This window comes from Roseibium denhamense (assembly GCF_009711415.1).
GTDB classification, from domain to species: Bacteria; Pseudomonadota; Alphaproteobacteria; order Rhizobiales; family Stappiaceae; genus Roseibium; species Roseibium denhamense.
In genome coordinates, this window is record NZ_SMLZ01000108.1 from 129,259 (window position 1) to 154,037 (window position 24,779).

Genomic DNA, 24,779 nt, shown 5'->3' on the forward strand with positions numbered 1-24,779 from the left:
TTGTTTGTTATCGGACCAGGTTCACGAGTTCCTGCAGCAGGTCGGACCCCGCCTTGAAGACCTGTGAGTTGGCTGTGTAAGTCCGCTGAGATTCGATCATGGAGGTCAGTTCACTGGCGAGGTCCACGTTGGACCCTTCAAGAGCGCCGACCTGCAGATCGCCCAAACCAGCCTCACCGGGAAAACCCACCCGGACGTCGCCTGAGTCAATCGACGGACGGTAGAGGTTGCCGGACATGGGATCGAGCTTGTCCGGGCTCGGCACATCAGCCAGCGGGATCTTGTAAATGCTGCGGCGATCACCGTTCTCGTAGATCGCATAAAGTGTTCCGTCATCGCCAAACTCAACGCTCTCAACCGAGCTGGGTGAGTTGCCGTCTGCTTCAACGCTCGTGATAGTGAAGTCCGCATCCAAATGCGTCGATTGACTCAGATCGAACGGAACAGTGTTACCGTTGGTGATCGGAACGTTGACCGGCGCAGCGCCGATCATTTGGCCTGTCGCGGTATCGAATTGGAGCGTGATCGGACCAACCGGGGCTGTAACATCGCCCGTCACCGTCAGTTCCCATTCGGCGGTTGCCGGGATCGGAACCACACTTGTATCTGTAATCTTCTCATACTCGAAGCGGATCTGCTTCTCATTACCAAGGTTGTCATAGACGACAACTGACGTCGAAACGACATCACCAACCGCAGCGCTATCCGGCAAATTGGCATGGAGCGTTCCGGTGCTGGTTGGAGTTGCCTCCAGCTGGTTCTGGGTAATGTTGACCGGCTGGAGACCACCAAGCCCGTTTGCAACGACAGACGGAGCCGCACCACCGGTGATCGGGTACCCCTGGAGATAGTAACCAGCTGTATTCACCAGAAATCCATCACCATCCGGCACGAACGATCCTGCGCGTGTCAGCGCCTGCTGAGAACCGGCGCCCGTGCCATCGGAGACGATGAAGAAGCCGTTTCCGTCGACCGCAAGATCCAGTTTGGAGGTTGTAAAGCTCATCGAGCCCTGGTCGGTGATTGCGTATTTGGTATGCGCCTGAACACCACCGGAGTTGTACGTACCCGACCCTTGAGACAGGACCATCGACGAAAATTCGGTCTCGGCCCGCTTGTAGCCGGTCGTCCCGGAATTGGCGATGTTGTCAGCTACTGTGCCGAGCTTGCTCGACTGCGCGTTCATGCCGGACACACCGGTGCGCATAACTCCATAAAGACCCATGGAACGTCTCCCGTTTCCAAATCAACTGGAGACAGTCAAACCCACTTAACTTGCGCGAAGCTGTCGCTTGAAGATATTTCTTCTTTCATTTCAATTACTTATTTTACTAAATATTTATCGAAAAAAGAAAATTTTACTGCTGGCGAAAAACTTCGCCAGCAGTCTTCGATTAGGCGCTACAGAAATTCTTGGCGTTTGAGGTCCAGTTCCCAAAACCTGAAGCAACCATGTTCCGTATCACAGTACAAACATATCGTTTTTGTGCCGGATCATTGTTCGGGCCTGCGTGATATCTGGCGACCGCCATGGTCCACGACCCTTGACGGGCCTTCAGTTCCCGCAGGAACCGCGCCGCGTATTGGACATTTGCCCGTGGCTCGAGCATGTGGTCCACAGACCGGAACTGATCCCCATGATAGTAATGATTGATCTGCATGCAGCCGATGTCGATCAGCTTCTTCCCGCTCCGCCGGGCGTCTTCAAAGTCGTTCTTTGCAGCCTGCCGGCTCGGCGCAAACACCGATTTTCCCTCGATGTTCAACGCATAGGGGTAGAGCGAATTACGGCGGCCCGTCTCGGTCAATCCAACGGCGTAAAGCACACCGAGCGGTACCCGGTACTTATGAGCTGCCGCAACCATCTCCCGTTCACACACATTCTGGGTTTCCGCATGCGCGGACGGGGAAGAAATCAACGGCAAACTAAAGATAGATGCCATCAGACAGGCGGATGCCAGGAGCTTCCTCATTTCCTTGTCCTTTCGTCATGTCGCTGGATTGGAACGACTGATCGGGCGCTCCATCGCCCTGATTGCCTTCACCGCGGCCGGATCCGCTCCCATTCGAGTTCTGCTGCTGCGCATCCAACTGGCCGTTGGAGTTCGAGCTGGTCTGGTTTTGAGCCGAACTGTTGCCGGGCTGTGTGCTGGCTTGAACAATCGTGCTTCGGTCATCCCCGGCCTGGATCGTGATCGTGTCCGCCTTCATGCCAGTTGAGCGCAGCATCTGATCGAGCAATTGCCGGTCCTGTTTCAGGAGCTCGGCAGTTTGCGCCTTGCTCGCAACAAGGGACACCTGGACATCGTCGCCAACCATGCGCAGCGACACTTTCACGGTGCCAAGTTCATGCGGTGTAAGTTGTATGTCGAGCGTCTTCAGCACAGGTCCCTCAGCCTTTGTGGCTAGGACAGTGTCAAACCGGGACGCTGACCCTTGAATCTCTTTCAAGGCCGCGGTGATCTGCTCTCCAACCTGCTGCACCGGTGACAGGCGCATGTTGGGCGCAAAATGGGTTTCCTGCCGCAAGACTTTCACCGTGCCCTGTGCATCTTCAGGCAGCATGGTTCTGGGCGAATGCCCTGTGCCGGATCCCTGAACGGTCTCTGGCTCAACTCCGAACTGGGCAAAAAGGGACGACGTCCCCACCTTCCCGGCCCCCTCGTTTCCAGCCTGACCGGGCATCTCAAGACTGGATGACTGTGCAGCTTGCTGCGCTTGCGCAAGGGTCCAGGCCTGCGGCTGTCCCTGTGCAGAAGCGCCGCGATGTGTGGGCGTGCCACCCGGGATCGCGGCCATTGCCGTTTGCAGTGTCAAATTGATCGCGCCTGGAACTGCGCCGCTGCGCACCGGGTCGGACGGCGTCTGACCATCTTGCGCCTCAGGGATAGACTGCCCGCCGGTATCCGACGGTTTTGCGAGCGCGTTCTGAGACGCCTTTTTCAAGGCGTCGGCAAGATTGGCCGTCGCATAGCGTGCCGGATCGCCGTCGCTGCCGCGCGCTGCTCCAGCCTGGCCGTTGCCTGTGCCCTTGCCGTCTTTCGCCGTCTCGTCCGCCTCATCACCGGCTGCATTTTCGGAACCGGCCTGCTTTTGAGAGGCTTGCGGACCTGACGTCTCGCCGCCCCGTATTCCCTGGAGCATTGACTGAAATTTTGCAGCAACATCCTGCGTGCTGTCCGGGGTCTTTCCGCCGCCGGTCCCTTCAACCATCTTGCCGCTGGCAGCGGTGCTGCGCACCATGGTTTGTGAGGGCATGGTCATTCTTCTTCTCCCAGCAGCGACAATGATTTTTCTGTGCGGCGCAAGAGGCGCTCCGCCAATTCCATGTCATCAGTCAGCCAGTCACGCTCCGGCGGATCCGCCATGTTGATTGCAGTATTGAACTCTCCGATCACACCTGGCGGGGGCCCGGGAAAATGACGGACAGAATTGAAAACCGTATAAACCCCGTCCAGGAAGTCACGGTCCTCCGGCGACAACGACGCCGGGTCGATGGACCACAAAAGATCGCGGTTCGCCTGCATCGCCTCCGGATCCAGCCGGGTGGCAACCCGGTAGATCTTCAGGAGATCGTGCTCTTTCGTGCCCTCAACGGACAGCGCCTTGGCTTCCTCGGTTGCCTTGCGGGCAACAACCAGGTTGCCGCCAAGAAGCGCTGAGCGCGCGAGCCGCAAGTATAGTCCCCGTCGTGAATCGGCATCGAATTCGTGCAGCACACCATTCAACAGAGCAAACTTGTCTTCGCTTTGAACAAAACCGAGCGTATCGAGGGCAATGGCAAAACGTCTGCGGAAATCCCCGGAATAGCTTGAAGATCTGAAACGGCGCAGATAGCGGATGCTCAAGACCCGGAACCGTTCGACATCGCCCATCATGCCAGCGACAAACACTTCCCGCCTTAAGGCTGCCTCCTCAACGAGCGTACCCGGCATCAACAGGCTGGCCACTTGCAGCAGTCTCATGGCTTTGGCTGGATCCGTCCGCACATAGGGAACGGCTTTCACAAGCGCCACATGCCCACCAAGGCTCGCCGGCAGGTCGAGCGGGTCAATATCCTCCAGGAGGATACGCATATCCTCCTCCCGCCCCTCGACATAGGCAACGGCCGCTTCCATCAGCGCGCGGTCGATTGCGGGAGCCGGGTCAATGGTCAAGAGCTGCCGGACGACTTTCGGATGACCGCCGCTGAGCAGATGGATGACCGCTGCACGCGCATTCCGCGGGTCCTGCCAGACGTCTGCGGAAAGCGCGGCGAAGTTTTCATCCATTTCACCCAGCAGCTGCCGCTGGGCTTTCATGGCATGCGTGTTTCCCTGCGCGACCTGCTCCTGAAGCGTCTGCAGGGCGCGGACCTGCGCATAAGGAAGCTGGCTTGACGGAACCCCGGCGCTGGACTGAGCAAAGGCGCCGGTGCTGATTACCGTCAATGCGGCAAGGGCCACAAACGCTGACCGGACAAACGAGCCGCTAAGGATCCGGATCATTCGCCTTCTCCTTCCAACAGGTAGATCTCGACCCGTCTGTTCGGAGCTGCATATGGATCAGCCGGGATCTTGAGATCGCGGTCGGCATAGCCCTCGACCCGGTCAAACCGTTCTTTCGGCACACCGCCCCGGTTCAGCATGTAAAGTGCCATATGTGCGCGCGCCGTCGACAGCCGCCAATTGTCATAGGTCGTGCTCTTGAACGGGCGCGCATCCGTGTGGCCCTTGATCACAATCCGGCCAGGCGCATCCGCAACGATCGCAGCAATGTTCTCCAGAAGTTTGACGAGTTCCGGCCGCGGTTCTGCGGACCCGATTGCGAACATTCCAAAGCTTTGATCATCAGTGAGGCTAATGAGAGCGCCTTCACCTTCGCGGGTGATCGTTATCTGGCTTGCAGTCTGCTCTAGCGCTGTACCGTCGGCGGCCTCAAGAACCTCTTGGAGCCGGGCAACAAGCATTTCTGCCTGGCTCGGAGCTGCCGCGCCGTCCTCACCGGTTGCCTCAGCGCCCGCTGCCAGAGAGCCGGACACATGAGCGATAATGGCTTCGTCGGCCTCCAGTTCCTCCTCGGTGGAGCCTGAGTCCATATAGGCATAGTCCGTTGGCCCGGCCCCGCTGTTTGTCCGGTCGCCGGTGCCATTGGCGGCACTCAGGCTGGAGCCATCGTCCTGGGACGCCGGGGTGTCAAACGGAGCTCCCCAGGCGTTTTCCCCGGCAAGATCAACGTCGCTCGGTCCACGGCCAGACTCATCGACCGGGTCAGCACCGGCATCCGGCAATCCGGCCGAAACCGTTTCCGAACCGTCCACGCCGCGCCCAGGACGGAACTGCCAGTAGAGCGGATCAAACGGATCCCGGTAAGCCTGCCCGCCTTGCGATCCCTCATGCTTTTGCAGGCCCGTGCCGATACCGGTTGGATTGTCCTGTGTCGAGGCCACCACGCGGATTTTCTCAGAAAGCGTGTCAAGAACCGCATAGGGGTCTGAGAACAGGATAGATTCTGAATGGATCTGCGTGAACTGGCCGGCATCATTGACGCCGCCTGTTTGCGGCGTTTCCTGAACTTCCTGTGCTCTGTGACCGCTTTCGTGCCCATCGCCAAAGTTCGCATCCTGATCGACCGGCTCTTCGGAGCCACCTAGCTTGCCAGTGAAGAGTTTGGTGCCGTTTTCGTTGGTATCGCCGTTGATCTGGGGGTCGTTCAACCCCTTCCGGTTCGGTGCCGTCGAGGCCAGCTTGACCGGATTGAAGTACTGCGCAACCCCGCGCCGGACGCTGTCATCGGTCACGTTGATCAGCCACATGACCAGAAAAAACGCCATTAGCGCGGTCATAAAATCCGCATAAGCGATTTTCCAGACACCATGTGTCTGATCCGTGTCTTCCCAGCTGTTCTTGCGGCGGACAATTACGATTTCATTTGGAACGCCATCCAGCATCATTCAGTGTCCTTCTGAAGGGTTTCCAATTGGCCAAGCCATTGCTGCAGCCGGGTTTCAATGGTGGTTTCGTCCAGCAATGCCTTCAGCTCAACCTGGTCGGCGATCTGCGTTTCAATCCGGTCCCTCATGGTCGGAAGGAGCTCCAGCACCTGGTTCACCAGGCTTTCCGGCCCGCGCAAACGGATGAGTTTACCGTCCGCATCTTCAGCAAGCTGACGAAGATTGTCGGCAAAGGCCGCGACAAGCTGCTGGGTGATCCGGTCTTCCAAAAACGGGGTCAGGATCTTGGCCAGCGAGTAGGACACCCGGTGTTCGATAACGTTCAAACACCCTTCGATCGCAGCGCTCACATTGGCCGATTCCCGCATGTCAAAGCGAAGACGTTCGTCCTCCAGCAGCTTTTCATTCGTTTCCCGTTCCTGCTGCAACAAGGCTTCGTAATGGGCTTTGGTGTTTGCAATACCCTCCGCCAGACCGCGGTCATACTCGGCCTGCCTCAGCTCTTCCTCGCTCGGCTCATGATGAGGTTCTTCGATAGGCTCAATCACATCCACAAGAGCCGCGTCATAGGCTCCCATCGACTTGAACTTTGGAACGGACAGGACCGGGATATGGTTCGCAGCTGACATCGCCATTACACGCGCTCCGATTCATACAGCCACTGGCGCAGGATTGCGGCAGATTGCGCTTCGTTGAATTCCAGCAGGGATTCCAGCTTCCGCAGCGCAGACTGATTGCGCTTGCTGTTGAGGTCCTGGAGCATGTCGGAGTGGTCCGGCGGGATCAGGAATGCCTGTTCCCCCTCGGCCGGCTCCACAGGCACATCGGCGCCCTCCGGCAGCATGCCGAGTTCAGCCATCTCTGCCTGCTGATTGGTCACTTGCGGCACCAGTGCGGCAACCGCGGGACGCAGACCGAACCAGATCACCAGCATGGACACGATCAGGATAGCCAGGGCATTGATGATATTGCCGGATTGACGCAACAAGTATTCGGTGACGCTGATCGGCGGGATCGGGGAAAGGTCGCGGCCACCATCGACAAAGTCGACAACTGAGACCTTTACGTTGTCACCGCGGCCCTCTTCCACACCCGCCGACGATGCGACAAGAGCCTGGATTTCTTCCAGCTGTTCATCGATCTGTGCCTGTGTGGGTTCACCGCCCAAGGAGGCTGCCAGGCGGCTCTTGTCGACGAGAACGGCAATGGACAATCGCTCGACACGGTAGCCGTCTTGCGATGTTTCGATCCGCGTGGATGAAATCTCGTAGTTTACGGTTTCCTCACGGCGTTCATTTTCTTCAGATGACCGCTCGCCCTCACCCGCCTGAACGTCTTCTTCGGGCAGGTTCTGCTCCACGGTCGTCGGCGCCGCGTTGCTGGAGTTCTGGGCATTTTCGTTTTCACGAATGGTGCGGACCGACCGTTCGATCCGTGAATCCGGATCGAAGATCGTCTCGGCAATCATCTTCCGGTCAGTGTTCAGATCGGCAGCGACGCTTACCTGGAAGTTCTCGAGACCGAGATATGGGGTCAGGGTCTTACGGATGTTTTCTTGGATCCGGTTACTGACAGCCGTTTCGAGCGACGCCATTTGGCCGGCCGCGGCTTTTGTCGGATCTTCCCCGGCCGCAAGAATGCCGCCGGACGTATCCAGAACCGTAACCTTGCTCGCGTCCATGCCCGGCACGCCGGCTGCAACGAGATGGCGGATGGCATCAGCCGTCCGGATATCATCTGGAACATCCGACCGGATCACAACCGACGCAGACGGCGGCTGTTGATCCCGTCTGAAGGAACCCTTCTCAGGCAACACGATATGAACACGCGCGGCCCGGATCCCCTTCATCAGTTGGATGGTGCGCGCAAGCTCACCCTCCAGAGCCCTTACACGGGTGACTTCCTGCATGAAGGACGTGAGACCCAGCGACCCCAAGTCATCGAACAATTCGTAACCGGAGTTTGCACCGCGCGGCAGGCCTTTTTCGGCAAGCAGCATACGCGCCCGCGCGGTTTGGGCATGGTTGACCATGACCGCCGTGCCGTCCGCATTGATGTCGAACTGAATTCCGGCATCGCGGAGCGCGGACCCGATACGGGTGACGTCTTCTCCGGTCAGTCCGGTGTAGAGCGCGGTCTGCTCAGGACGGCTGAGATAAAAGGCCCCCGCGCCAACGGTTGCAATTGTGGCGAGTCCGATCAAGGCGAGCGCGACCAAACGTCGGACGCCCAATTCCATCAGATTTGCCCAGAGTTTTTCGGCGTGTTCACGGCCCGGCATGCATAACCCCTTCATGCACGTAACGATTTCTTCGGGCCACTATCGGATTTGGAGCTTGCGCGAGCCTGTTATTGGAGCGCCTTCGCGGGGCAAAAAAGAAAAAGACCGCGCCCCGGAGGGCGCGGTCCTCTCATCCAGTAATCCGGTTGGATTAACGGAACAGGGACAGAATGTTCTGAGAACCCTGGTTCGCGATGGACAGAGCCTGAATGCCGAGCTGCTGCTGTGTCTGCAGAGCCTGAAGGCGGGTGGACTCTTTGTTCATGTCAGCGTCAACCAACTGACCGATACCGCGGTCGATGGCATCCCGCAGGCCAGACACAAAGTCAGACTGCGTATCAACACGCTTCTTGACCGAACCCAGAACAGTCGCGGAGTCTGTGATTTCCACAAGAGCCTCGTCAACGTCAGCAATCATACCTTCCAGCGTGGTGATGTCCGCAGCAGAGTCGGTCAACGCGCTGATGTCGAGTGCGAAGACAGTGTTACCGTTGGTCTGGGCGTTACCCAGGATACCGCCGGTACCAGTGCCAGTCGCGTCGAACAGCTGAGTGGTGTTGATGTTGATGTCAGTGGTCTGGATGGAGATCGCACCCGCAGTGTCACGGATGAACGAGCTTACGACAGACTTGTTGGTGACGGAACCGTCATGAGCAAGCCAGTTTTCACCGTTGAAGTTAGCAGATTCAGCGATGGAAAGCAGGTTTTCCTGAAGACGCGCGATTTCAGTCTGGATCTGACCTTTGTCAACGCCGGGCTGGCGAGCAGCGGTCAGTTTCGCTTTGATCTGGTTGACCGTGTCTACAGTGGACTCCATCGAGGTGTACATGACGTCGATGGTTGCCGCACCAAGGCCAAGAGCGTCTTCAACAGCGCCCAGAGCCATGTTGTCAGAACGCATGGTTGTTGCGATTGACCAGTATGCAGCGTTGTCCTCTGCACCACCAACGCGGTAGCCAGTGGAAATACGGTCCTGCGTTTCAGCAAGAGCGTTGTTGGTGCTCCGCAGGGTCTGCAAGGCAGTCATTGCGGCGGCGTTAGTCATCAAGCTAGACATAGTATGTCCCTTTCAAATCTTTAGTGATGTGATGATGGGACATTCCGGATTTTCACCGGGACGGCGGGGCAGCGTCATGCCTTTGAACCATTTGTGGTTGGGCTCAACCCGTCGTGTGATTTGAAAGGTAGATCACAAACCTTGCGCGAAGCTTACGGGAATTCATTAAAATTGAATCTCAAACCCATTTACCTTTAGTGCATTGATATTATTCGATCTTTTCCGAAAAAGAACCGCGAGAAACTGAAGTTTCCGCGGTCTTCCAAGATCCACCCGCAGCCGGTTTTTTCCGCCTGGATAACAAAAAAGCGGCGCCTGTGGCGCCGCTCCTCCAAACTATTCGACCGGTTACCGCACGTCGTCAGAAAAACGAACGCACCAGGCTCCCGACAAGAAGGTTCCAGCCATCTATCAAGACAAAGAACAGTGCCTTGAAGGGAAGTGAGATCACCGTTGGCGGCAGCATCATCATGCCCATGGACATTGTGATGGTGGCCACGATCATATCGATCACGAGAAATGGCAGCGCGATCAAAAAACCGATCTCAAACCCACGCCTGAGTTCAGAGATCATGAAAGCGGGGATCAGCACCCTGAGCTCCACTTCTTCAGGAGCCTCCGCTTCGGCCGTCGTCACACGCCCAGCCGCCAGATCATCGAACAGCACGAGATCCTTTTCACGAACCTGGCTCAGCATGAACTCGCGGAATGGTTCCGTAATCCGCTCATAGGCCTGCTCTTCCGTGATCTCGTTATTCATCAGAGGCTGGATACCATCCTGCCATGCTTTGTCGAATGTCGGTGCCATGACGTAGAAGGTCATGAACAGCGCCAGTGAGATCAGGATCAGGTTGCCCGGCGTTGTTTGCAAACCGATACCGGACCGCAAGAACGAAAACGCAATCACGAACCGGATGAAACTGGTTGTCATGATCAAGATGCCAGGTGCCAGTGACAGCACCGTCAGCAGCATGATCATCTGGATAATCCGGCCGCTGGCACTGCCCTCGCCTGCTGGCAAAAGCTCGGTCAGATCCGGAACCTGGGCTGCAGCCGTACCGGTCAGCAGCACCAGTGCTAAGAAAGTAAGAAGCGCACGGATCATTGGATAACGACCGACTCCAGAATTACCTCATGGACCTTTCCGTTGGTGCGGGTCTTGGCCCGTTCCGTCAGATCCTCGCGAAGGTGCTGCAAGCCGATGCCGCCCTCCAGATGGGCAAGGGTCAATGTCCGCATGTAGCTCATGAAGTCGTCTTCGATCTTCTTCTTCAAGACCGCCGTTCCCTCATCCACTTCCGTGTCAAACAGGATGGATGCCTGAACCCGTATCCAGGTTTCCTTGGGCGATGACAGGTTCGTCACGATTGGCTCCAGGCTCTGCAACCGTGTGGACGGTGCAAAGGGAAGCGTGTTCGTGAATTCCTGCTGCTGGCGTAAGCGGCCATGCATCTCGGCTTCGGTGAAATCCATGATGTACTTTGCAAGGCCCGCGCCGGTGCCTGCACCGATCAAGCCAATCAGCAGCAAGGCCCCGAAGAACCCGTTGTTCCGGGTTGGCGGAGCACTCTCGCGGGTATGCACTTCAACGATATTGGACATAGCTTGCCTTCTTTGTCCCTGCCGCCGTCAGTAGGGTGTCACGATGTCGAAGATCTGCTGGCCCCAGCCAGGCTGCTGAACTTCGGAGATACGGCCGCGGCCCCCATAGGAAATTCTGGCTTCCGCGATCTTGTCGTATGGGATCGTGTTGTTCGCCTGAATGTCGCGTGGCCGTACGATGCCGGCGATCTGGAGGATCCGCATTTCGTAATTGACGCGCACTTCCTGCGAACCGGAAACAACGAGATTTCCGTTTGGAAGACGATCGGTGACGACAGCTGCAATCGAGAGCCGGATCTCTTCCGACCGGTCGATGGATCCCGAGCCCGCAGATGCTGAGCCAGAATCCAGGCCGAGATCTGCGTCGCCGGAGGTTGTGTCCCCGTCGATGCCGCCGCTGAAGGATCCGCCGATACCGATATCGGATGTCCGCCGCCGATCTGAAGAATTATCCAGCGTCGCTTCATCATCGATCTGGATGGTGACGGTCAGCACATCACCGATCTTTCTGGCGCGCGGGTCGGAGAAGAAATTCTCGCGGCCGGACATCCAGAGCGAGTTGTAATCCTTCACGCCGCCAGGAGCGAACGTGCTGAGCGGATAAACAGCGGTCTGATTGGACGCAAGTCCGTACCCGACCGGAGACATCTCAGGCGCTTTACCAAGATCTTCGAACTGGTTGGCGCAGCCGGCCAGGACGAGCGCGCCCAGGGAAACGACAAAAGCACGCATTAAAAACTCCGCTGTTCGACCGGCCCGGTCAGGCCCATCATGGATTGTGTCAATTGGGCGGCGCGCGCCGGTTCCATTTCATCGAGAATGGCACTGGCAATCCGCGCTTTCAGTTTGAGCAGAACACCAACCGCCGCTTCCTCATCGGTGGTCGACAGCTGCGCTGCGGCGGCTTCAGGCCGCATGCGTCCGATGATCGTGACCACTTGATCTTCCACTTCGTTGAGAAGTTTCTCGCGGCGCTCTACCCACTTTTCGAATTCTTTTTCCTTGCGCTGCAATTCTGAAATCCGCGACCGCAAACGTGCTTCAAGGCTGATCAGCTTCCACGTCTGCCACTCGATCCGGGCCTCGGACGCCGCTTCCGCGATGTTCTTGCAATAGAGTTCGCTGTCACGGGGAGGCAGCTCCGCATCCGGAGTAATCGCGGTCGTCATGACCGGCTTCGGGCGAACCGGCGGTGTTTGGGCCGACGCCTCAAAAGCGAAAAATGCAGAAACTGCCATCGCAAAAATGCCTGCGGCGCAGCTCTGCTGCAAAGACATGGGCATTGCGTGCCATCCCTTTCGTTGACCTGTTTGAAAGGACAATCGCTGATCGAGCTTGCGTGAGGCTGTTGGAGACGGCACGAACGGAAAAAGCGCCGCAGATCCTGCGGCGCTTTCAATTGGAATGGACCGAATTTGCCTTACTGAACCACGAGCTCTGCCTGCAAGGCACCGGCTGTCTTGATGGCTTGGAGGATCGCAATGATCCCGGTGGGGCGGAGACCGATCCTGTTAAGGCCCCTCACGAGCGTCGGCAGATCCGTACCGCCGACCACCGCGAGCTGACCACCAGTCTCCTGGGCATCGACATAGGTGCGCGGAACAACGACGGTTTCACCGTTTTGAGAGAACGGAGACGGCTGAGACACTTCAGGTGCCTCGGTGATCCGCACCGTCAGATTGCCATGCGTGATCGCAACCGTTGAGATTTGGACATCCTTGCCGATGACGACTGTACCCGTACGTTCGTCAATGACTACCCGCGCGGTCTGATCCGGCCGGACCCTTATGGATTCGATCTCCGCGATAAAACGGGTGATGCTTAGGTCTTTCGGCGGCGTCAAATCAACCGTCCGGTAGTCACGCTCCTGCGCAACCTTCACGCCGTAGCGCTCGCGTGTGTAGATGTTGATGGCATCTGTAATGCGGATGGCCGTCTTGAAGTCCGGGTTGGACAGTTCAAGAACAAGATCCGGTATCTGCGAGAACCGCGCCGGCAGGTCGCGCTCAATCAAGCCGCCATTTGCGATCCGGCCAACCGTTGGAATGCCCTGCGTGAGGCTTTCTGCCTGGCCGAGTTCAGCGAAACCAGAGACGGCAACCGGCCCCTGAGCCACAGCGTATATCTGCCCGTCGGCCCCCAAGAGCGGGGTTGCAACCAGCGTTCCCCCCGCAAGGGATGTGGCATCTCCAAGAGACGATACGCTCACGTCAATCGTTGACCCCTTGCCGATAAAGGACGGCATCTCGGCGGTCACGACAACGGCTGCAACGTTCCGGGTTCGCAGGCGCGTATCGCGCACATTCACCCCGAGGCTGTCCAGCATGGATGTCAGGGATTGCTCGGTGAACGGCGAGTTCCGCATCGTGTCACCGGAGCCTTTCAAGCCGATCACCAGACCGTACCCGACCAGCTGATTGTCGCGCACGCCCTGCAAGCTTGCAATATCCTTGATCCGGACCATTGCCGAGGTGGGCGTTGCCATCAGCAACACAAGAAAACAGACAAGTAACCGGGTCATAAAATCAATTCTCCACACGGATCGAACCGTCATTTTGAACCCGGCCTGAAACAACCAAACCGCTGTCTATGTTGCGCACACGGACGAAACTGCCGGCGCCGCCATTCTGCAGAGCCTCGACCTGCATGATGATGATCAGACCCTGCTCTTGGAAGACGAGGCGCGCAGGCTCTCCCCTCTTCACGAGCATCGGTTTGTCGACCGCATTCAGGGGCACCGGTTGCCCCGGCAGCAAAGTGCGCTTGGCCACCATTCCCGTGATTTGGCCGCGATCTGTCACGACGGCGAATTGGGTCGCGGTGCGGCTTGGAAACCGGCGGTCCACAAGGTCCCGATGATCGATTTCATCACCGGGATGGATCGTCTGCTTGGGGACGGGAAGATTGATGCTTGCCGCTTTGACAGGCTGCGCCCCAAGCAGAAGGGCTGTCGCAACGAATAATGCTTTTGGCAACCAGGCCATCATCTCACGCCCCCAACTGTTACCGGATACCGTTCGTGACCGTACCGGCCATTTCATCGGCGGCTTTCATCACCTTGGAGTTCATCTCATAGCCGCGCTGGGCAGAGATCAGGGCGGTGATTTCCTTCACCGGATCAACGTTGGATGTCTCCAGATATCCCTGGCGGACTATGCCGAAACCGGGGTCGCCCGGCACACCCGCGACCGGAACACCAGAAGCCGGTGTTTCGCGGAACAAATTGCCGCCAACGGCCTCAAGACCCACGTCATTTGCGAAATTCGCGAGCGTCAGCTGGCCAAGATCACGGGGTTCCAACTCGCCATCAACCTTGGCATAGACTTCGCCGGATTCGTTGATGACGATTTCAATCGTCTCGTCCGGAACGATAATGGCCGGTTCAACCGCATATCCGTCGATGGTCACCAGGCGTCCGTCCGCGTTCTTGTTGAAGGAGCCCGCCCGTGTGTAAAGCGTATCCCCGTCCGGTCCGGTGATTTCAAACCAGCCGCGTCCATCAAGTGCCACGTCAAACTGGTTGCCGGTGTTGTTCAGCGGGCCCTGGACATGAAGCTTGCGAATGCCGGCGGTGCGGACACCGAGACCGAGTTGGGCGCCTTCCGGAACCGGGTCTTCGCCGCCCCGGTTCGGGACACCCTGCAGCCTTTCGGCCTGATAAAGAAGGTCCGAGAATTCGGCCTGCGCCCGCTTAAAGGACGTGGTGTTCATGTTTGCGATGTTGTTAGCAACGACTTCAACATTCAGCTGCTGGGCGCTCATGCCGGTCGCGGCGATAGCTAGGGCTTTCATCTCGGTCTCCTGATTGGTCCGGGCGTGAAATCAGATCGGGCAAGGGGCCTAGATCGTCATCCGGCTGATTTCCTGATAAGCGGTCACCACCTTGTCGCGGATGGCAATCGCGGTCTGAAGCGTCTGTTCCGCAGACATCACCGCCTCAACCACCTGCTGGACGGATGCTTGTCCATCGACACCAGCGATTGATGTTGCTTCACCCTGCTTGATCCGGTCGATCGCACTTTGTGATACTTCCGCCATCGCATCGGAAAAGCTGACTTGCGCCGCCGCCTCTGTCCCGTTCAGGTCCGGGGTTCCGGCCGAGTAACGGGTGGTGGAAGTGGATTTCAAAATCCCATCGGTCGAAGACGCAGACAGCGCCGAAATCTCGTTGATCATGATTACTGCCTCAGAAGATCGATGTTGCGCATGACCATCTCGCGGGCCTGCGTCATGACTTTTAGGTTGGCTTCGTAGGAACGATTGGTCTCGCGCATATCCGCCAGTTCGATGAGCGTGTTGACGTTCGGCATCTTCACATAGCCATCAACATCGGCGGCCGGATGCCCTGGATCGTATTCGACTGTGAACGCCGCCTTGTCCTCGCCGATCCCCTTTACGGACACTAGGTTGGCCTGATGGGCCCGGCTGAACTCGCTTTCAAAGGTGATGGTCTTGCGCTTGTAGGGGTCATCTCCGGCGGCTTCACCGGTGGACCGCGCGTTGGCGAGGTTTTCCGACACGACGCGCAGCCGTTCGGACTGGGCCTGAAGGCCTGAGGCCGAAATCTTGAGGGTTGCTGCTAACGGATCCATGGGACGGTTTCCCTTATTGTCACGGTTTGACGGAGGCCAAGTACATCTTGTGGAACGACTTGATGATGCTCGCGTTCAGAGCATGATCGCGGGCGACCTCGCCGGATTTCACAAGTTCCTGCTCAAGGCTGACGGAGTTGCCGGAATGGGTCACGGTCCAGCTGTCGGACTTTTCGACCTCGGATTGCCTGGCAACTTCAGTCTGCTGGCCAAGGTGAGAGCCATGGGTAGCGGTCATGGCCAAATTGGTCTTGCTGATGACCGAAACAAACGGCTCGACATCTTTTGCGCGGAAAGCAGGCGTGTTGGAGTTCGCGATGTTTTCAGCGATTGCCGCCTGGCGCACAGAGAGCCATTCGTTGTTACTCGATACAAGTTTGTTCAGGAACACAGGTTCCATCGAAAACCTCCTGTCAGCTAGGGTCGCCCAACTTTCTAGTGGTCCAAGCTTGTCCGAGGCTGTTCAGGATCGAGGCCGGACGTTGGGAGCATTGGGCGCTTTATAAAAGGCGCCCTAGCATGCGCGATCACTGCACAATCGATCCGCTTTCGGCGGCAAACCCGGTCCGATTCCCCCCCCCTGATCTGGACGACGCAAGGTCCACACAACCTTCACAGTGCATTCATTAATCGACGTGCCGCCGGCCTGGTTCCGGCTGCTCCCGCGTCTTTGATCAAGACGAGCCTCACCGGAGACCGGAATGAAACAGCCGCTGCGTACGAGTTCTCTATCAAACCGCACGCACGCGGAAACAGATCCTGGCCTGGCCTCATCAATACGGTGGTCCCGCGCTATGGCATTTTGCTTGATTTCGGGCGCCGCGCTTTTTCATGCAAGCAGCGCGTCCGCTCAGCCCATCGATTGCGCAGCCTATGCAACAGCTTATGCGAACCAGCACATAGATCCGGATCCAACGGATCTGCCCATGGTCGACAATGCCATGCGCGGTGCCGTTGCCGGGGGCGCATGGGCCGGGGAAAGCGGCGCCCGGCGTGGCGCAATCGCAGGCGGTGCCCTATCTGTTTTAGATGATCTCGGCAGTTATCCCGCAGGCTGGCGCGGCTTGTACGACATGGCTTACCGGCTCTGCCGACAGGAGCAGTCACCGGTCACCCACCGCCCGTCAACGCTGGGAGATCCGAGCCATATGCCGGGCCGGGCATTTGACCGCCATACGGCACCGGCAATGCCGCCGCTGCAACTTGCGCCGCCAAGGCCAAACCAATGAGGACATGATGTTTTCATTTATCAAATCAAAGCAAACCGAGTTCACCCAGGCCGTTCAAAGGCGCATCCATCCCCGCCAGCGCACACGCTTGCGTCCGGCGAAACTTGCCAACCTTAACAACGAGTTCATCTGCGACTGCTCCATCCGGGACATTTCTGATGGCGGGCTTCGAATCCTGTTAAACCAAGATACCGACCTGCCGAACGAGTTCTACGTATTCGATGTAGTTCATCGCAACGTTTCGGAAGTCGAACTGTGCTGGCGCAAGGAGCTGGATGCCGGCGTTCAATTCGTGGTCCCGCCCGCGAACATCCGCCACTTCAGCAATACGGGCCTTCAGCGTCTTGCCCAGCGCCTTTATGCAATGGACGATTAAAGCGCCGGTCTGAAGGCGCTCTCATTGGACATGTTTAGTCGCCGATCAGCGCGGCCATAAGCTCGCTGCTGGGGTCCTTGAGCCCATCAATGACGTTGAAATGATGCTTTCCGGCCTCTTTGTGAAACGCAACCGTGGGCCAAGCCTTCGCAAGCACTTGCGATTGGCGCAGGAATTCCGGCCGCTCATCGCTGCCCACCCAGGCAACAACCCGGCAGTCATGGGAAGGTCTTAAAAGCGCCGGGCTCTCTGCAATCGCATCCGATTCGCTCATTGCGAACGCGTCATTCATCTTCGTGTTCAAAAGCGGCCGCAGATCGTGCAGTCCGCTGATGGAAACAACCGCTTCAATCCGGCTCCGGATCTCGTCTGAAAGCGGTGACCCCTCGCAAATCATCCGTGTCACCAGATGGCCGCCCGCTGAATGGCCAGCAAGGTGAATGGGCCCCTCCACCCTTTCCGCAGCCTTTTGAATGGCCGCGCCGATCTGACAGGTGATATCGGAAATCCTGACTTGGGGCGCCAGATCATATCCTGGAAGACAGACCGACCAGCCTTTGCCCAGCGCTCCAGTAGCAAAGTGCGACCAATCGGATTTGCCAAACCGCAGCCAATAGCCGCCATGCACAAACACGACCAAACCCTTCGGGCGCTGCTCAGGATGGAACATGTCAAGACGCTGGCGGTCACTCGGCCCATAGTGGATGTCGAGGTCTTTCTTGATCCAGCTGGTACGGAACGCCTCTGCTTCTTTCGGCCATGTTGCGACAAAGGCATCCGCGCCTTCTATGTGGTCCGCGTTGGCATAGGCATCATCCCAGTCTGTGATCGCAGGCGCGTTCATTTTCCATCCCTTTTGTTGTTTGACATGGCGCGGACATTGGCATGATTTGCAGGCGATTGGGAGATCCCCGTTGCCGCGTAATTGCCTTGTCAAATCAGAGCCTGCCGTCCTACCTTTTGGCAAAACAAGTCACGGGTAAGGAAACCGCATCACCATGCAGCGCCGATCAAACCGCGTCGCCAATCTGGCGCATTTTCTGACGAAGAATGCGGCCCGCTGGCCACAAAGGCCGGCCATCCATTGGGGCGATGCGACATGGTCCTGGAAAGACCTGGATGAACGCGTATCGGCATTTGCCAACGCGCTGGCAGCTGATTTTGGCATCGGCAAGGGAGACCGGGTGCTTGTTCAGGCGCAAAATTCCAACCAGATGATCGAAGTCATGCTGGCTGCGTTCCGTTTGGGGGCAGTCTGGGTGCCCTGCAATTTCCGCCAAGCCCCCGGCGAAACAGCATATGCGTCGGAAAAGGCCAACGCGGAGATCCTTGTCTGCGACAGCGCCTTTGCCGATCAGGCAGCGGCGGTCAGAGCGGCCCGCCCGGACATGTCCGGGATCGTCACGATTGGCGAAAGTGCTTTCGGCACATCCTACGAAGACCTGATCCGCAGGCATATGGGGCGCAGTGTTGCCAATGCTCCGGTCGATCATACCGATCCTTGCTGGCTGTTTTTCACCTCCGGGTCGACCGGCCGGCCGAAAGCTGTGGTGCTCACCCACGGCCAGATCGGGTTTGTCGCCGTCAACTACATGAACGACCTGCTGCCTGGAACCAGTGAGCAAGATGCGTCGCTGGTGATTGCGCCTTTGTCGCATGGCGCCGGACTGCAGCTGATCGCCCAGCTGTCCTGCGGGGCCGCCCACGTCCTGATGCCGGACGGCGGATTTTCACCGGCAGAAGCCTTCCGTCTGTTCGAGAAATACAAGGTGAGCAACCTCTTCACAGTGCCAACGATCGTAAAAAGGCTTGTCGAAGACCCTTCGGCCGACAGGTTCGATCATTCCAGCCTGCGTCATGTGATCTACGCCGGCGCACCGATGTACCGGGAAGATCAGAAGCTGGCGCTCCAAAAACTGGGACCGGTGCTGGTCCAGTATTACGGGCTTGGCGAAGTCACCGGGAACATAACGGTTCACAGGGCCTGTGATCACTCGGTTGAAGATGGACCGGCCGCCAAAGTGGGCACTTGCGGCACGGAGCGGACCGGGATCGAGGTGTCCATTCAGGACGATGATGGAACGATCTTGCCCCCGCATGAAACCGGCGAGGTCTGCGTGATCGGGTCGGCGGTGTGTTCCGGTTATCTGGACGATGAAGACGCCAATGCCAAATCCTTCCGCAACGGCTGGTTCCGGACCGGCGATATCGGCCACATGGATGAAGAGCGGTTTCTCTATCTCACAGGGCGTGCCTCGGACATGTATATCTCCGGCGGATCAAATGTGTATCCGAAGGAAGTGGAAGAGGTTCTTTTGACCCATCCGGCCGTCTCAGAAGTCGCCATTATCGGCATTCCGGACCCGCAATGGGGCGAAGTTGGATTGGCCGTCTGTGTCCCGGCCACTGGCGAAACTGCGGATGCGGCCGAGTTGTCGGACTTTCTGTCCGGCAAGGTGTCCCGCTACAAGATGCCCGCGCGGTATCTCTTTATCGACGAAATGCCGACCAGTGCCTATGGCAAGATCACCAAGAAGCTGGTTCGCGAAACGCTAGAGGCCAAAGGGCTTCTATGAGACGTCCAGCGCCGCAAAACCTGGAGCAGATCCGCCATCCCGGACCAAGGGCTGACAACCGGACACCTTTCGCACTCTGTCATGCAACATCCTGCAAGATCGCTCTTCCGGGCAAGCAACCGCTACTACAAGAAATTGGAACATGGGCGGAAACCCATGAATACACATCTGCAGTGCTGGACCTCTCCGAGACGGTCCTCGGCGCCTTTTCCTATGTCATGCCGGATTGCCCGGTAGATGACCGCCATGCTGCCTGGTACAGCGACATCCACCAATGTGACGGCGCACGTCTAAAAGAAGCCGTGGCCATTATCGGGTGGAAGGATGGCAGTTGGTTTGCCCATCTTCACGCCTATTGGACAAATGCCACTTCACAGTGCTTCGGGCATTTGCTGCCCGAGACTCTAATGCTGGATGCACCGTTTGAAGGCAGCGGATACGGTCTCAAAGGGGCGCGCTTCGAGGTTGCTCCCGATCCGGAAACGGAGTTCTCTCTGTTCCGGGTCAAAGAAGACAGCACCTATCCATTGCCGGCCAGCCCGAATGCGCTGATCACGACGCTGGCGCCGTTTGAAGACATCACGGAAGGTGTCCGGCATCTCTGCTCCGCGTTCGTGGTACCCTCCGCCCATGTCGCCGGGCTCGGCAGCCTCGCAGGCGCCCGGTTTCTGGATGGTCCACCGATGACGGGGCTTATTTCGGAAATCCTGCTGAGGCCCGGCCAGTGCAGGGTCACTGATGACACTGACCGTCTGGTCGTCCGCGGCATCGATCTGACCGGGACACATGTTCAAGGAACACTTGCCGCCGGTGACGCACCGACTTTGATCACGAATGAGCTGCTGTTGGTGTCAGATACAAAGATACCTTGATCACCGCACGCCCCAGGTATCGCCAAGCTTGTAGCCTTCCGGCCAGGGGTCGTCCGGATCCAGCATGTGCTGATGCGTACCGGTTACCCAGCCCCGCCCGCCAATCTCCGGAACAATCGCCGGCTGATCGCCAACAGTTTCCGTCCTAACGATCCTGCCGGTGAAGCGGGATCCAATGATGGATTCGGCCTCAAAGGTTTCGCCAACCTGCATCTGCCCTTTTGCCGCCATCAGCGCCATGCGCGCGGACACAGCTGTGCCCGTCGGAGACCGGTCAATTTTCCCTGGTTGGATGGCGACCGCCGACCGACCGGCCCATCCTTGCTCCGTTCGTGTCATCGGACCGCAAAACGCACAAAAGGAAATGTGTGTCCAATCCGTATTGACCGGGTGCCGGAACCCGATCTGCTCATTCGCCGCATCCGTTATGCGCACGCCAAGGCGCGCAAGATCAGCTGCCTCTTTGGTCTCAATCGCAAATCCCAGGGCCGCAGCATCCACCACCACAAAACTGTCACCGCCATAGGCCGTATCGACACGGATGGTCCCGATGCCCTCGACTTCCAGAGGAACATCGAGCCGGTCGGCAAAGCTGGGCAGGTTCTGAACGAACACGCGCTCCGCTTTTCCATTGCGGCAGTTCACCCGCACCCGCACCAGACCACCCGGCGCTTCCAAGACCAGGTTCGTGACCGGTTCGTGCATGGGAAGAATGCCGCTGTCCAGCAACACGGTCGCCACACAAATCGAGTTCGAGCCGGACATGGGCGGTGTGTCTTCCGGTTCCATGATGATGAATGCGGCATCAGCGTCCGGGTGCTTGGGCGGAACCAAGAGGTTCACATGCCGGAAAACGCCGCCACGCGGCTCGTTCAGGACAAAATTGCGCACGCTTTTATCGCGCGCGATGTGAGTGCGTTGTTCCCACAGCGTTGCGCCGGGCGGCGGCGCAACGCCGCCGACGATAACATCACCGACCTCGCCTTCGGCATGACAGGAGACAACATGAATGACCTTGGTACTGCGCATTTGCTCCTCACACGCTTGGCGCCACTTTAGAACCGCGTTCCCGACAATGGCTTGAGGTCGATTGAAGGCGCTCTGTCCTGCGCAAGCTCGGCAACAAGCCGGCCCGTCCCTGCCGATTGGGTGAGCCCAAGATGGCCGTGTCCAAAGGCGTAGATGACCCTGGGATCTGCGCTGGCCCGGCTGATGACCGGAAGACTGTCCGGAAGGGACGGCCGGTAGCCCATCCATTCCGTCCCGCCCTCAGCTTCCAGCCCGGGCAAAAAGCTCTTCGCCTTCTCCAAGAGCGCTTTTGACCGTTTGTAATTGGGGGGCAGCTTGAGCCCGCCGAGTTCAACCGCTCCGCCGATGCGCACGCCACCCTTGTTGCGGCTTGCGACAAAACCGTGATCGGAAAAGGTCAAATGGGTGCGGATATCAAAAGCCCCTTGCGGAAGCGTGGTGTTGTAGCCCCGCTCCGTTTCCAGCGGGATCGTGTCACCGATGGTTTTCGCAAGCTGATGTGACCAGGCGCCTGCGCACACAACCACCTGGCGCGCCAGCACCCTCTTACCCTTGCATTGCAGGGCAATCCCGTCTTCCCCGGGAGCCAGTTTTTGAACCTCTTCCTCGATAAATCCGCCACCCCGGCTCAGGAAAATGCCAGTCAGATGGCGGAGCCAAGCCGCGGGGTCAATTGTGTTCATCCAGTCAGGAGTGAATACCGCATGGGTAAATTGGTCCGACAATCCGGGCTGAATGTCCGCTATGGCACCATGGCTCTCCAGGACCTCAAAGCGGATCCCATGTTCGGTTTTCGCCTTGCGTGCAGGCAAATCCGCCTCAAAGCTGCGGCGGCCTTCAAAAAGCTGCAACTGCCCTTCCCGGCACATCAACTCTTCGCCGCCCACCGTTTTGATCAGGTCCTCCAGAGCCGTCTGCGTGAGGCGCATCAACTCGGCCTGGTGTTGAATGGACGCCCTGTACCGGTCCGGCCAGCTGGCCCGCCAAAACCGCAACATCCATGGCGCAATCTTCAGGGCATAACTTGGCGGAACCGCTAAAGGTCCGAGCGGATCGAGAAGCCATTTCGGCGCTTTCAACATGATACCGGGGGCCGCAAGCGGCATAACTTCGGTAAAGGCAAACGCACCGGCGTTGCCCTCGGAGGTTTTCAAACCGTCCTCGGCGCGGTCGATGATCACAACTTTTCGGCCAGCCTCCTGAAGGGCAAGCGCGGAACAAATCCCGAGGACGCCCCCACCGACAATGGCAACATCTTCTTTGTGCGGTCCTTCTTGAGACTGCGTCATGCGGTAAACCCGGACCGGTAAGGATCTGCGGGGGCAAAAATCAGATTGGCCTCTGACGTGACAAACGCCTGCCCAGTGATCGTCGGGATAACGCCGCCTTGCTCGCCCTTTTGGTAGCTCAGGCGGTAGGTGCTCCCGATAATGCTCTCCTGCACATAGTCTGTTTCCGGCGCCAAAAGCCCGTCGCCTGCAAGGCAGGCAAGCTTTGCAGATGAACCGGTGCCACAGGGAGACCGGTCAAAGGCTCCGCCCGGACACAGGACAAAGTTTCGGCTGTCGGCACTTGGGTTCTTCGCTGGACCGGAAAGCTCGATATGGTCGATCCAGGCCCCTACCTCTCCGGTAACACCCGCTTCTTCCAGCGCTTTCCGCAAGGTCAGAGTAAAATCGGTCAGAGCGCGGACATTTTCCAGTTCCAGGGGAACCGGGCTGTCTTTCATCAGGAAGAACCAGTTGCCGCCCCAGGCGACATCACCGGCCACCGGACCGAAACCCGGCACATCAACCGCGATATCCTTGTGCAGCCGGTAGCTTTCGACATTCACAATGGACGCGGTATTGGCATCCGCCAGATGAACTTCGACAATCCCGACGGGTGTTTCAATCCGGTGGCGGCCAAGCTCAATCCGGCCGAGATGGTGAAGCGTTGCAGCCAGCCCGATCGTTGCGTGCCCGCACATTCCAAGACATTGCAATGTGTTGAAGTAAATCACGGCGGCAGCGCAGTCCGGGCGCGACGGCGGCAGCAAGAGCGCCCCAACCATTGCCTCATGGCCGCGCGGTTCATTGACCACAGCTCCAAAAAAATCAATGTGGTCTTGCTCGAGCCGGCGCACCTTGTCTGCAAGGCTGCCCTCGCCAAGGTCCGGGCCGCCCTCGATCACGACACGTGTCGGCTCGCCCGCCGTATGACTGTCAATCACCCGCATTCGGCAACAACACCCCCTTGCATTGACCAATCCGCATACCAGGACCGGAACAGCTGATACTGATCTTCAACATACCGTTGCTGGGCCGGACTAAGGGAATCGGTCTCGTTGAAATGATGACGGTAGGCGTCTTCGCCATTCAACACCATGAGATGTTTGTAATAGAGAACGAGATCGGGGCCCTCATCAAAACTGGACAATACGGCCAGGGCCTCTTCCAGTTCACGTGCCTTGGCACGGGCTCCGACATGTCCTTCTGCTGCCTTTTGGCAAAGCTTGACCAGATGCAGCACCTCTTTCGGCAAGGCATTACCTATCCCGGTGATTGCACCGGTTGCCCCGCAATTGACAAAGCCATGAAAGACGGCTGTATCGACGCCGACCATCAAGGTTACATCATCCTCCTGGGAGGTGATGTTTTCAGCGGCATAGCGCAGGTCGTCCGGCCCGCCGAACTCCTTGAAGCCGACCAGATTTTTGAACCTGGACCGCAACTCGAAAAAAAGATCCGCACGGGTCGCAAAGCCATAATACGGGCTGTTGTAAATTACTGCGGGCAGATCCGGTGCGGCCGATAAAACCGCGCTGAAGTGATCACGCTGCGCGGCAAGCGAACTCCCTCGGGATAATACCCGGGGGATCACCATAAGCCCGCGCGCTCCAACTTTTTGCGCATGCGCCGCGTGCGCCGCTGCGGACTTGGTGTTTATCGCACCGGTGCCAACCACAACCGGAACACCGGCGACAACAAGCCGCTCGACCCCCTCCATCCGCTCTTCATCGCTCAGGAGCGGCCAATCGCCCATGGATCCACAATAGATAACAGCGGACATTCCCTGCGCGATCAGCTCTTCGCCTTTTTGAACAAGCGCGCCAAAATCCGGCCGACGGTCTGAATCGCACGGGGTCATCAAAGCCGGCATACATCCGGAAAACACGCTTGTCGTCATTGCCTTATCCTCTTCAAAACCGGCCCTTGGCCGCAAATGCTCTTTTTGCGTGATCACGCCCACGC

At 58.1% G+C, this 24,779-nt stretch carries 27 protein-coding genes; 4 read left to right on the forward strand and 23 right to left on the reverse strand.

Annotated features, from left to right (window positions below):
- Nucleotides 1-7 precede the first annotated feature (7 nt).
- The 18 genes from E1180_RS12025 to flgB all read right to left on the reverse strand — a co-directional run bounded on the left by E1180_RS12025 (nucleotide 8) and on the right by flgB (nucleotide 15,864).
- Nucleotides 8-1,225 carry a flagellar hook protein FlgE gene (locus tag E1180_RS12025; protein ID WP_155191423.1) on the reverse strand — a complete coding sequence of 406 codons (1,218 nt, stop codon included), beginning with the start codon at nucleotides 1,223-1,225 and terminating at the stop codon, nucleotides 8-10.
- A 169-nt stretch (nucleotides 1,226-1,394) separates the two neighbouring features.
- Entirely contained in the window at nucleotides 1,395-1,973 is a 579-nt protein-coding gene (locus E1180_RS12030) for a transglycosylase SLT domain-containing protein (protein ID WP_425280915.1), read from the reverse strand.
- Nucleotides 1,927-3,264 (reverse strand): flagellar hook-length control protein FliK, encoded by a 1,338-nt coding sequence (gene fliK / locus E1180_RS12035; protein WP_155191424.1) that lies wholly within the window; start codon nucleotides 3,262-3,264, stop codon nucleotides 1,927-1,929. Before fliK ends, E1180_RS12030 begins: the two co-directional genes overlap by 47 nt.
- On the reverse strand, nucleotides 3,261-4,487 hold the full coding sequence (locus tag E1180_RS12040; protein WP_155191425.1) for a chemotaxis protein: 1,227 nt from the start codon (nucleotides 4,485-4,487) through the stop codon (nucleotides 3,261-3,263). Before E1180_RS12040 ends, fliK begins: the two co-directional genes overlap by 4 nt.
- Entirely contained in the window at nucleotides 4,484-5,932 is a 1,449-nt protein-coding gene (locus E1180_RS12045; RefSeq protein ID WP_208997101.1) for a MotB family protein, read from the reverse strand. The genes E1180_RS12040 and E1180_RS12045 overlap by 4 nt, the downstream gene beginning before the upstream one ends.
- Nucleotides 5,929-6,567, reverse strand: coding sequence for a hypothetical protein (locus E1180_RS12050; protein ID WP_155191426.1), 639 nt, complete (start codon nucleotides 6,565-6,567; stop codon nucleotides 5,929-5,931). The genes E1180_RS12045 and E1180_RS12050 overlap by 4 nt, the downstream gene beginning before the upstream one ends.
- Nucleotides 6,567-8,213, reverse strand: coding sequence for a flagellar basal-body MS-ring/collar protein FliF (gene fliF / locus E1180_RS12055; protein WP_155191427.1), 1,647 nt, complete (start codon nucleotides 8,211-8,213; stop codon nucleotides 6,567-6,569). Before fliF ends, E1180_RS12050 begins: the two co-directional genes overlap by 1 nt.
- Nucleotides 8,214-8,364: 151 nt before the next feature.
- Nucleotides 8,365-9,270: a flagellin N-terminal helical domain-containing protein gene (locus E1180_RS12060; protein WP_155191428.1), complete on the reverse strand. Its 906-nt coding sequence runs from the start codon at nucleotides 9,268-9,270 to the stop codon at nucleotides 8,365-8,367.
- Between the two features lie 361 nt (nucleotides 9,271-9,631).
- Nucleotides 9,632-10,375: a flagellar type III secretion system pore protein FliP gene (gene fliP, locus E1180_RS12065; RefSeq protein ID WP_155191429.1), complete on the reverse strand. Its 744-nt coding sequence runs from the start codon at nucleotides 10,373-10,375 to the stop codon at nucleotides 9,632-9,634.
- A complete protein-coding gene (locus E1180_RS12070; protein ID WP_155191430.1) occupies nucleotides 10,372-10,872 on the reverse strand; it encodes a flagellar basal body-associated FliL family protein in 501 nt (166 codons plus the stop codon). The genes fliP and E1180_RS12070 overlap by 4 nt, the downstream gene beginning before the upstream one ends.
- A gap of 27 nt (nucleotides 10,873-10,899) precedes the next feature.
- A complete protein-coding gene (gene flgH / locus E1180_RS12075; protein ID WP_155191431.1) occupies nucleotides 10,900-11,604 on the reverse strand; it encodes a flagellar basal body L-ring protein FlgH in 705 nt (234 codons plus the stop codon).
- Nucleotides 11,604-12,155, reverse strand: coding sequence for a MotE family protein (locus tag E1180_RS12080; RefSeq protein WP_208997102.1), 552 nt, complete (start codon nucleotides 12,153-12,155; stop codon nucleotides 11,604-11,606). The genes flgH and E1180_RS12080 overlap by 1 nt, the downstream gene beginning before the upstream one ends.
- Before the next feature lie 137 nt (nucleotides 12,156-12,292).
- Complete coding sequence (gene flgI / locus E1180_RS12085; protein ID WP_155191432.1) at nucleotides 12,293-13,393, reverse strand: flagellar basal body P-ring protein FlgI; 1,101 nt, start codon at nucleotides 13,391-13,393, stop codon at nucleotides 12,293-12,295.
- A 4-nt stretch (nucleotides 13,394-13,397) separates the two neighbouring features.
- Nucleotides 13,398-13,859 (reverse strand): flagellar basal body P-ring formation chaperone FlgA, encoded by a 462-nt coding sequence (flgA, locus tag E1180_RS12090; RefSeq protein WP_208997103.1) that lies wholly within the window; start codon nucleotides 13,857-13,859, stop codon nucleotides 13,398-13,400.
- A gap of 16 nt (nucleotides 13,860-13,875) precedes the next feature.
- A complete protein-coding gene (gene flgG, locus E1180_RS12095; protein ID WP_155191433.1) occupies nucleotides 13,876-14,664 on the reverse strand; it encodes a flagellar basal-body rod protein FlgG in 789 nt (262 codons plus the stop codon).
- A 48-nt stretch (nucleotides 14,665-14,712) separates the two neighbouring features.
- Nucleotides 14,713-15,048, reverse strand: a complete 336-nt coding sequence (gene fliE / locus E1180_RS12100) for a flagellar hook-basal body complex protein FliE (RefSeq protein ID WP_155191434.1) — start codon at nucleotides 15,046-15,048, stop codon at nucleotides 14,713-14,715.
- A 2-nt stretch (nucleotides 15,049-15,050) separates the two neighbouring features.
- Entirely contained in the window at nucleotides 15,051-15,464 is a 414-nt protein-coding gene (gene flgC, locus E1180_RS12105; protein WP_155191435.1) for a flagellar basal body rod protein FlgC, read from the reverse strand.
- A gap of 19 nt (nucleotides 15,465-15,483) precedes the next feature.
- Entirely contained in the window at nucleotides 15,484-15,864 is a 381-nt protein-coding gene (gene flgB, locus E1180_RS12110) for a flagellar basal body rod protein FlgB (RefSeq protein ID WP_155191436.1), read from the reverse strand.
- Between the two features lie 394 nt (nucleotides 15,865-16,258).
- On the opposite strand from flgB, the gene E1180_RS12115 reads away from it, so the two are divergent.
- Together E1180_RS12115 and E1180_RS12120 are read left to right on the forward strand one after the other, a co-directional pair.
- A complete protein-coding gene (locus tag E1180_RS12115) occupies nucleotides 16,259-16,693 on the forward strand; it encodes a hypothetical protein (protein WP_155191437.1) in 435 nt (144 codons plus the stop codon).
- 4 nt (nucleotides 16,694-16,697) lie between these two features.
- Nucleotides 16,698-17,069 carry a PilZ domain-containing protein gene (locus E1180_RS12120; RefSeq protein ID WP_208997104.1) on the forward strand — a complete coding sequence of 124 codons (372 nt, stop codon included), beginning with the start codon at nucleotides 16,698-16,700 and terminating at the stop codon, nucleotides 17,067-17,069.
- A gap of 34 nt (nucleotides 17,070-17,103) precedes the next feature.
- On the opposite strand, the gene E1180_RS12125 is transcribed toward E1180_RS12120, so the two are convergent.
- Nucleotides 17,104-17,913 (reverse strand): alpha/beta hydrolase, encoded by an 810-nt coding sequence (locus E1180_RS12125; RefSeq protein ID WP_155191438.1) that lies wholly within the window; start codon nucleotides 17,911-17,913, stop codon nucleotides 17,104-17,106.
- Nucleotides 17,914-18,067: 154 nt separating this feature from the next.
- Here E1180_RS12125 and E1180_RS12130 point away from each other — a divergent pair, with 154 nt between their 5' ends.
- Together E1180_RS12130 and E1180_RS12135 are read left to right on the forward strand one after the other, a co-directional pair.
- Nucleotides 18,068-19,645, forward strand: coding sequence for an acyl-CoA synthetase (locus tag E1180_RS12130; protein ID WP_155191439.1), 1,578 nt, complete (start codon nucleotides 18,068-18,070; stop codon nucleotides 19,643-19,645).
- Complete coding sequence (locus E1180_RS12135) at nucleotides 19,642-20,517, forward strand: PPC domain-containing DNA-binding protein (protein WP_208997105.1); 876 nt, start codon at nucleotides 19,642-19,644, stop codon at nucleotides 20,515-20,517. Before E1180_RS12130 ends, E1180_RS12135 begins: the two co-directional genes overlap by 4 nt.
- Here E1180_RS12135 and E1180_RS12140 read toward each other — a convergent pair whose 3' ends face one another.
- From E1180_RS12140 to E1180_RS12155, 4 genes are read right to left on the reverse strand one after another with little or no spacing between them, the layout of a single operon-like run.
- Entirely contained in the window at nucleotides 20,518-21,546 is a 1,029-nt protein-coding gene (locus E1180_RS12140) for a trans-3-hydroxy-L-proline dehydratase (protein ID WP_155191440.1), read from the reverse strand.
- A 26-nt stretch (nucleotides 21,547-21,572) separates the two neighbouring features.
- On the reverse strand, nucleotides 21,573-22,835 hold the full coding sequence (locus E1180_RS12145; RefSeq protein WP_155191441.1) for an NAD(P)/FAD-dependent oxidoreductase: 1,263 nt from the start codon (nucleotides 22,833-22,835) through the stop codon (nucleotides 21,573-21,575).
- Entirely contained in the window at nucleotides 22,832-23,764 is a 933-nt protein-coding gene (locus tag E1180_RS12150) for a 4-hydroxyproline epimerase (protein WP_155191442.1), read from the reverse strand. The genes E1180_RS12145 and E1180_RS12150 overlap by 4 nt, the downstream gene beginning before the upstream one ends.
- Entirely contained in the window at nucleotides 23,755-24,714 is a 960-nt protein-coding gene (locus tag E1180_RS12155) for a dihydrodipicolinate synthase family protein (RefSeq protein ID WP_155191443.1), read from the reverse strand. The genes E1180_RS12150 and E1180_RS12155 overlap by 10 nt, the downstream gene beginning before the upstream one ends.
- Nucleotides 24,715-24,779: the final 65 nt, after the last annotated feature.

What these genes read in the sequence shown, in the direction of transcription:
- E1180_RS12025 (WP_155191423.1), bottom strand. Translation starts at nt 1,225, where the DNA reads ATGGGTCTTTATGGAGTTATGCGCACCGGTGTGTCCGGCATGAACGCG.
- fliE (WP_155191434.1), bottom strand. Translation starts at nt 15,048, where the DNA reads ATGATCAACGAGATTTCGGCGCTGTCTGCGTCTTCGACCGATGGGATT.
- flgH (WP_155191431.1), bottom strand. Translation starts at nt 11,604, where the DNA reads ATGCGTGCTTTTGTCGTTTCCCTGGGCGCGCTCGTCCTGGCCGGCTGC.
- flgC (WP_155191435.1), bottom strand. Translation starts at nt 15,464, where the DNA reads ATGGATCCGTTAGCAGCAACCCTCAAGATTTCGGCCTCAGGCCTTCAG.
- E1180_RS12050 (WP_155191426.1), bottom strand. Translation starts at nt 6,567, where the DNA reads ATGGCGATGTCAGCTGCGAACCATATCCCGGTCCTGTCCGTTCCAAAG.
- flgA (WP_208997103.1), bottom strand. Translation starts at nt 13,859, where the DNA reads ATGATGGCCTGGTTGCCAAAAGCATTATTCGTTGCGACAGCCCTTCTG.
- fliK (WP_155191424.1), bottom strand. Translation starts at nt 3,264, where the DNA reads ATGACCATGCCCTCACAAACCATGGTGCGCAGCACCGCTGCCAGCGGC.
- E1180_RS12045 (WP_208997101.1), bottom strand. Translation starts at nt 5,932, where the DNA reads ATGATGCTGGATGGCGTTCCAAATGAAATCGTAATTGTCCGCCGCAAG.
- E1180_RS12125 (WP_155191438.1), bottom strand. Translation starts at nt 17,913, where the DNA reads ATGAACGCGCCTGCGATCACAGACTGGGATGATGCCTATGCCAACGCG.
- E1180_RS12140 (WP_155191440.1), bottom strand. Translation starts at nt 21,546, where the DNA reads ATGCGCAGTACCAAGGTCATTCATGTTGTCTCCTGTCATGCCGAAGGC.
- E1180_RS12070 (WP_155191430.1), bottom strand. Translation starts at nt 10,872, where the DNA reads ATGTCCAATATCGTTGAAGTGCATACCCGCGAGAGTGCTCCGCCAACC.
- E1180_RS12040 (WP_155191425.1), bottom strand. Translation starts at nt 4,487, where the DNA reads ATGATCCGGATCCTTAGCGGCTCGTTTGTCCGGTCAGCGTTTGTGGCC.
- E1180_RS12135 (WP_208997105.1), top strand. Translation starts at nt 19,642, where the DNA reads ATGAGACGTCCAGCGCCGCAAAACCTGGAGCAGATCCGCCATCCCGGA.
- fliF (WP_155191427.1), bottom strand. Translation starts at nt 8,213, where the DNA reads ATGCCGGGCCGTGAACACGCCGAAAAACTCTGGGCAAATCTGATGGAA.
- E1180_RS12120 (WP_208997104.1), top strand. Translation starts at nt 16,698, where the DNA reads ATGATGTTTTCATTTATCAAATCAAAGCAAACCGAGTTCACCCAGGCC.
- flgB (WP_155191436.1), bottom strand. Translation starts at nt 15,864, where the DNA reads ATGGAACCTGTGTTCCTGAACAAACTTGTATCGAGTAACAACGAATGG.
- E1180_RS12030 (WP_425280915.1), bottom strand. Translation starts at nt 1,973, where the DNA reads ATGAGGAAGCTCCTGGCATCCGCCTGTCTGATGGCATCTATCTTTAGT.
- E1180_RS12145 (WP_155191441.1), bottom strand. Translation starts at nt 22,835, where the DNA reads ATGACGCAGTCTCAAGAAGGACCGCACAAAGAAGATGTTGCCATTGTC.
- E1180_RS12130 (WP_155191439.1), top strand. Translation starts at nt 18,068, where the DNA reads ATGCAGCGCCGATCAAACCGCGTCGCCAATCTGGCGCATTTTCTGACG.
- flgG (WP_155191433.1), bottom strand. Translation starts at nt 14,664, where the DNA reads ATGAAAGCCCTAGCTATCGCCGCGACCGGCATGAGCGCCCAGCAGCTG.
- E1180_RS12060 (WP_155191428.1), bottom strand. Translation starts at nt 9,270, where the DNA reads ATGTCTAGCTTGATGACTAACGCCGCCGCAATGACTGCCTTGCAGACC.
- E1180_RS12150 (WP_155191442.1), bottom strand. Translation starts at nt 23,764, where the DNA reads ATGCGGGTGATTGACAGTCATACGGCGGGCGAGCCGACACGTGTCGTG.
- E1180_RS12155 (WP_155191443.1), bottom strand. Translation starts at nt 24,714, where the DNA reads ATGACGACAAGCGTGTTTTCCGGATGTATGCCGGCTTTGATGACCCCG.
- fliP (WP_155191429.1), bottom strand. Translation starts at nt 10,375, where the DNA reads ATGATCCGTGCGCTTCTTACTTTCTTAGCACTGGTGCTGCTGACCGGT.
- E1180_RS12115 (WP_155191437.1), top strand. Translation starts at nt 16,259, where the DNA reads ATGGCATTTTGCTTGATTTCGGGCGCCGCGCTTTTTCATGCAAGCAGC.
- E1180_RS12080 (WP_208997102.1), bottom strand. Translation starts at nt 12,155, where the DNA reads ATGCCCATGTCTTTGCAGCAGAGCTGCGCCGCAGGCATTTTTGCGATG.
- flgI (WP_155191432.1), bottom strand. Translation starts at nt 13,393, where the DNA reads ATGACCCGGTTACTTGTCTGTTTTCTTGTGTTGCTGATGGCAACGCCC.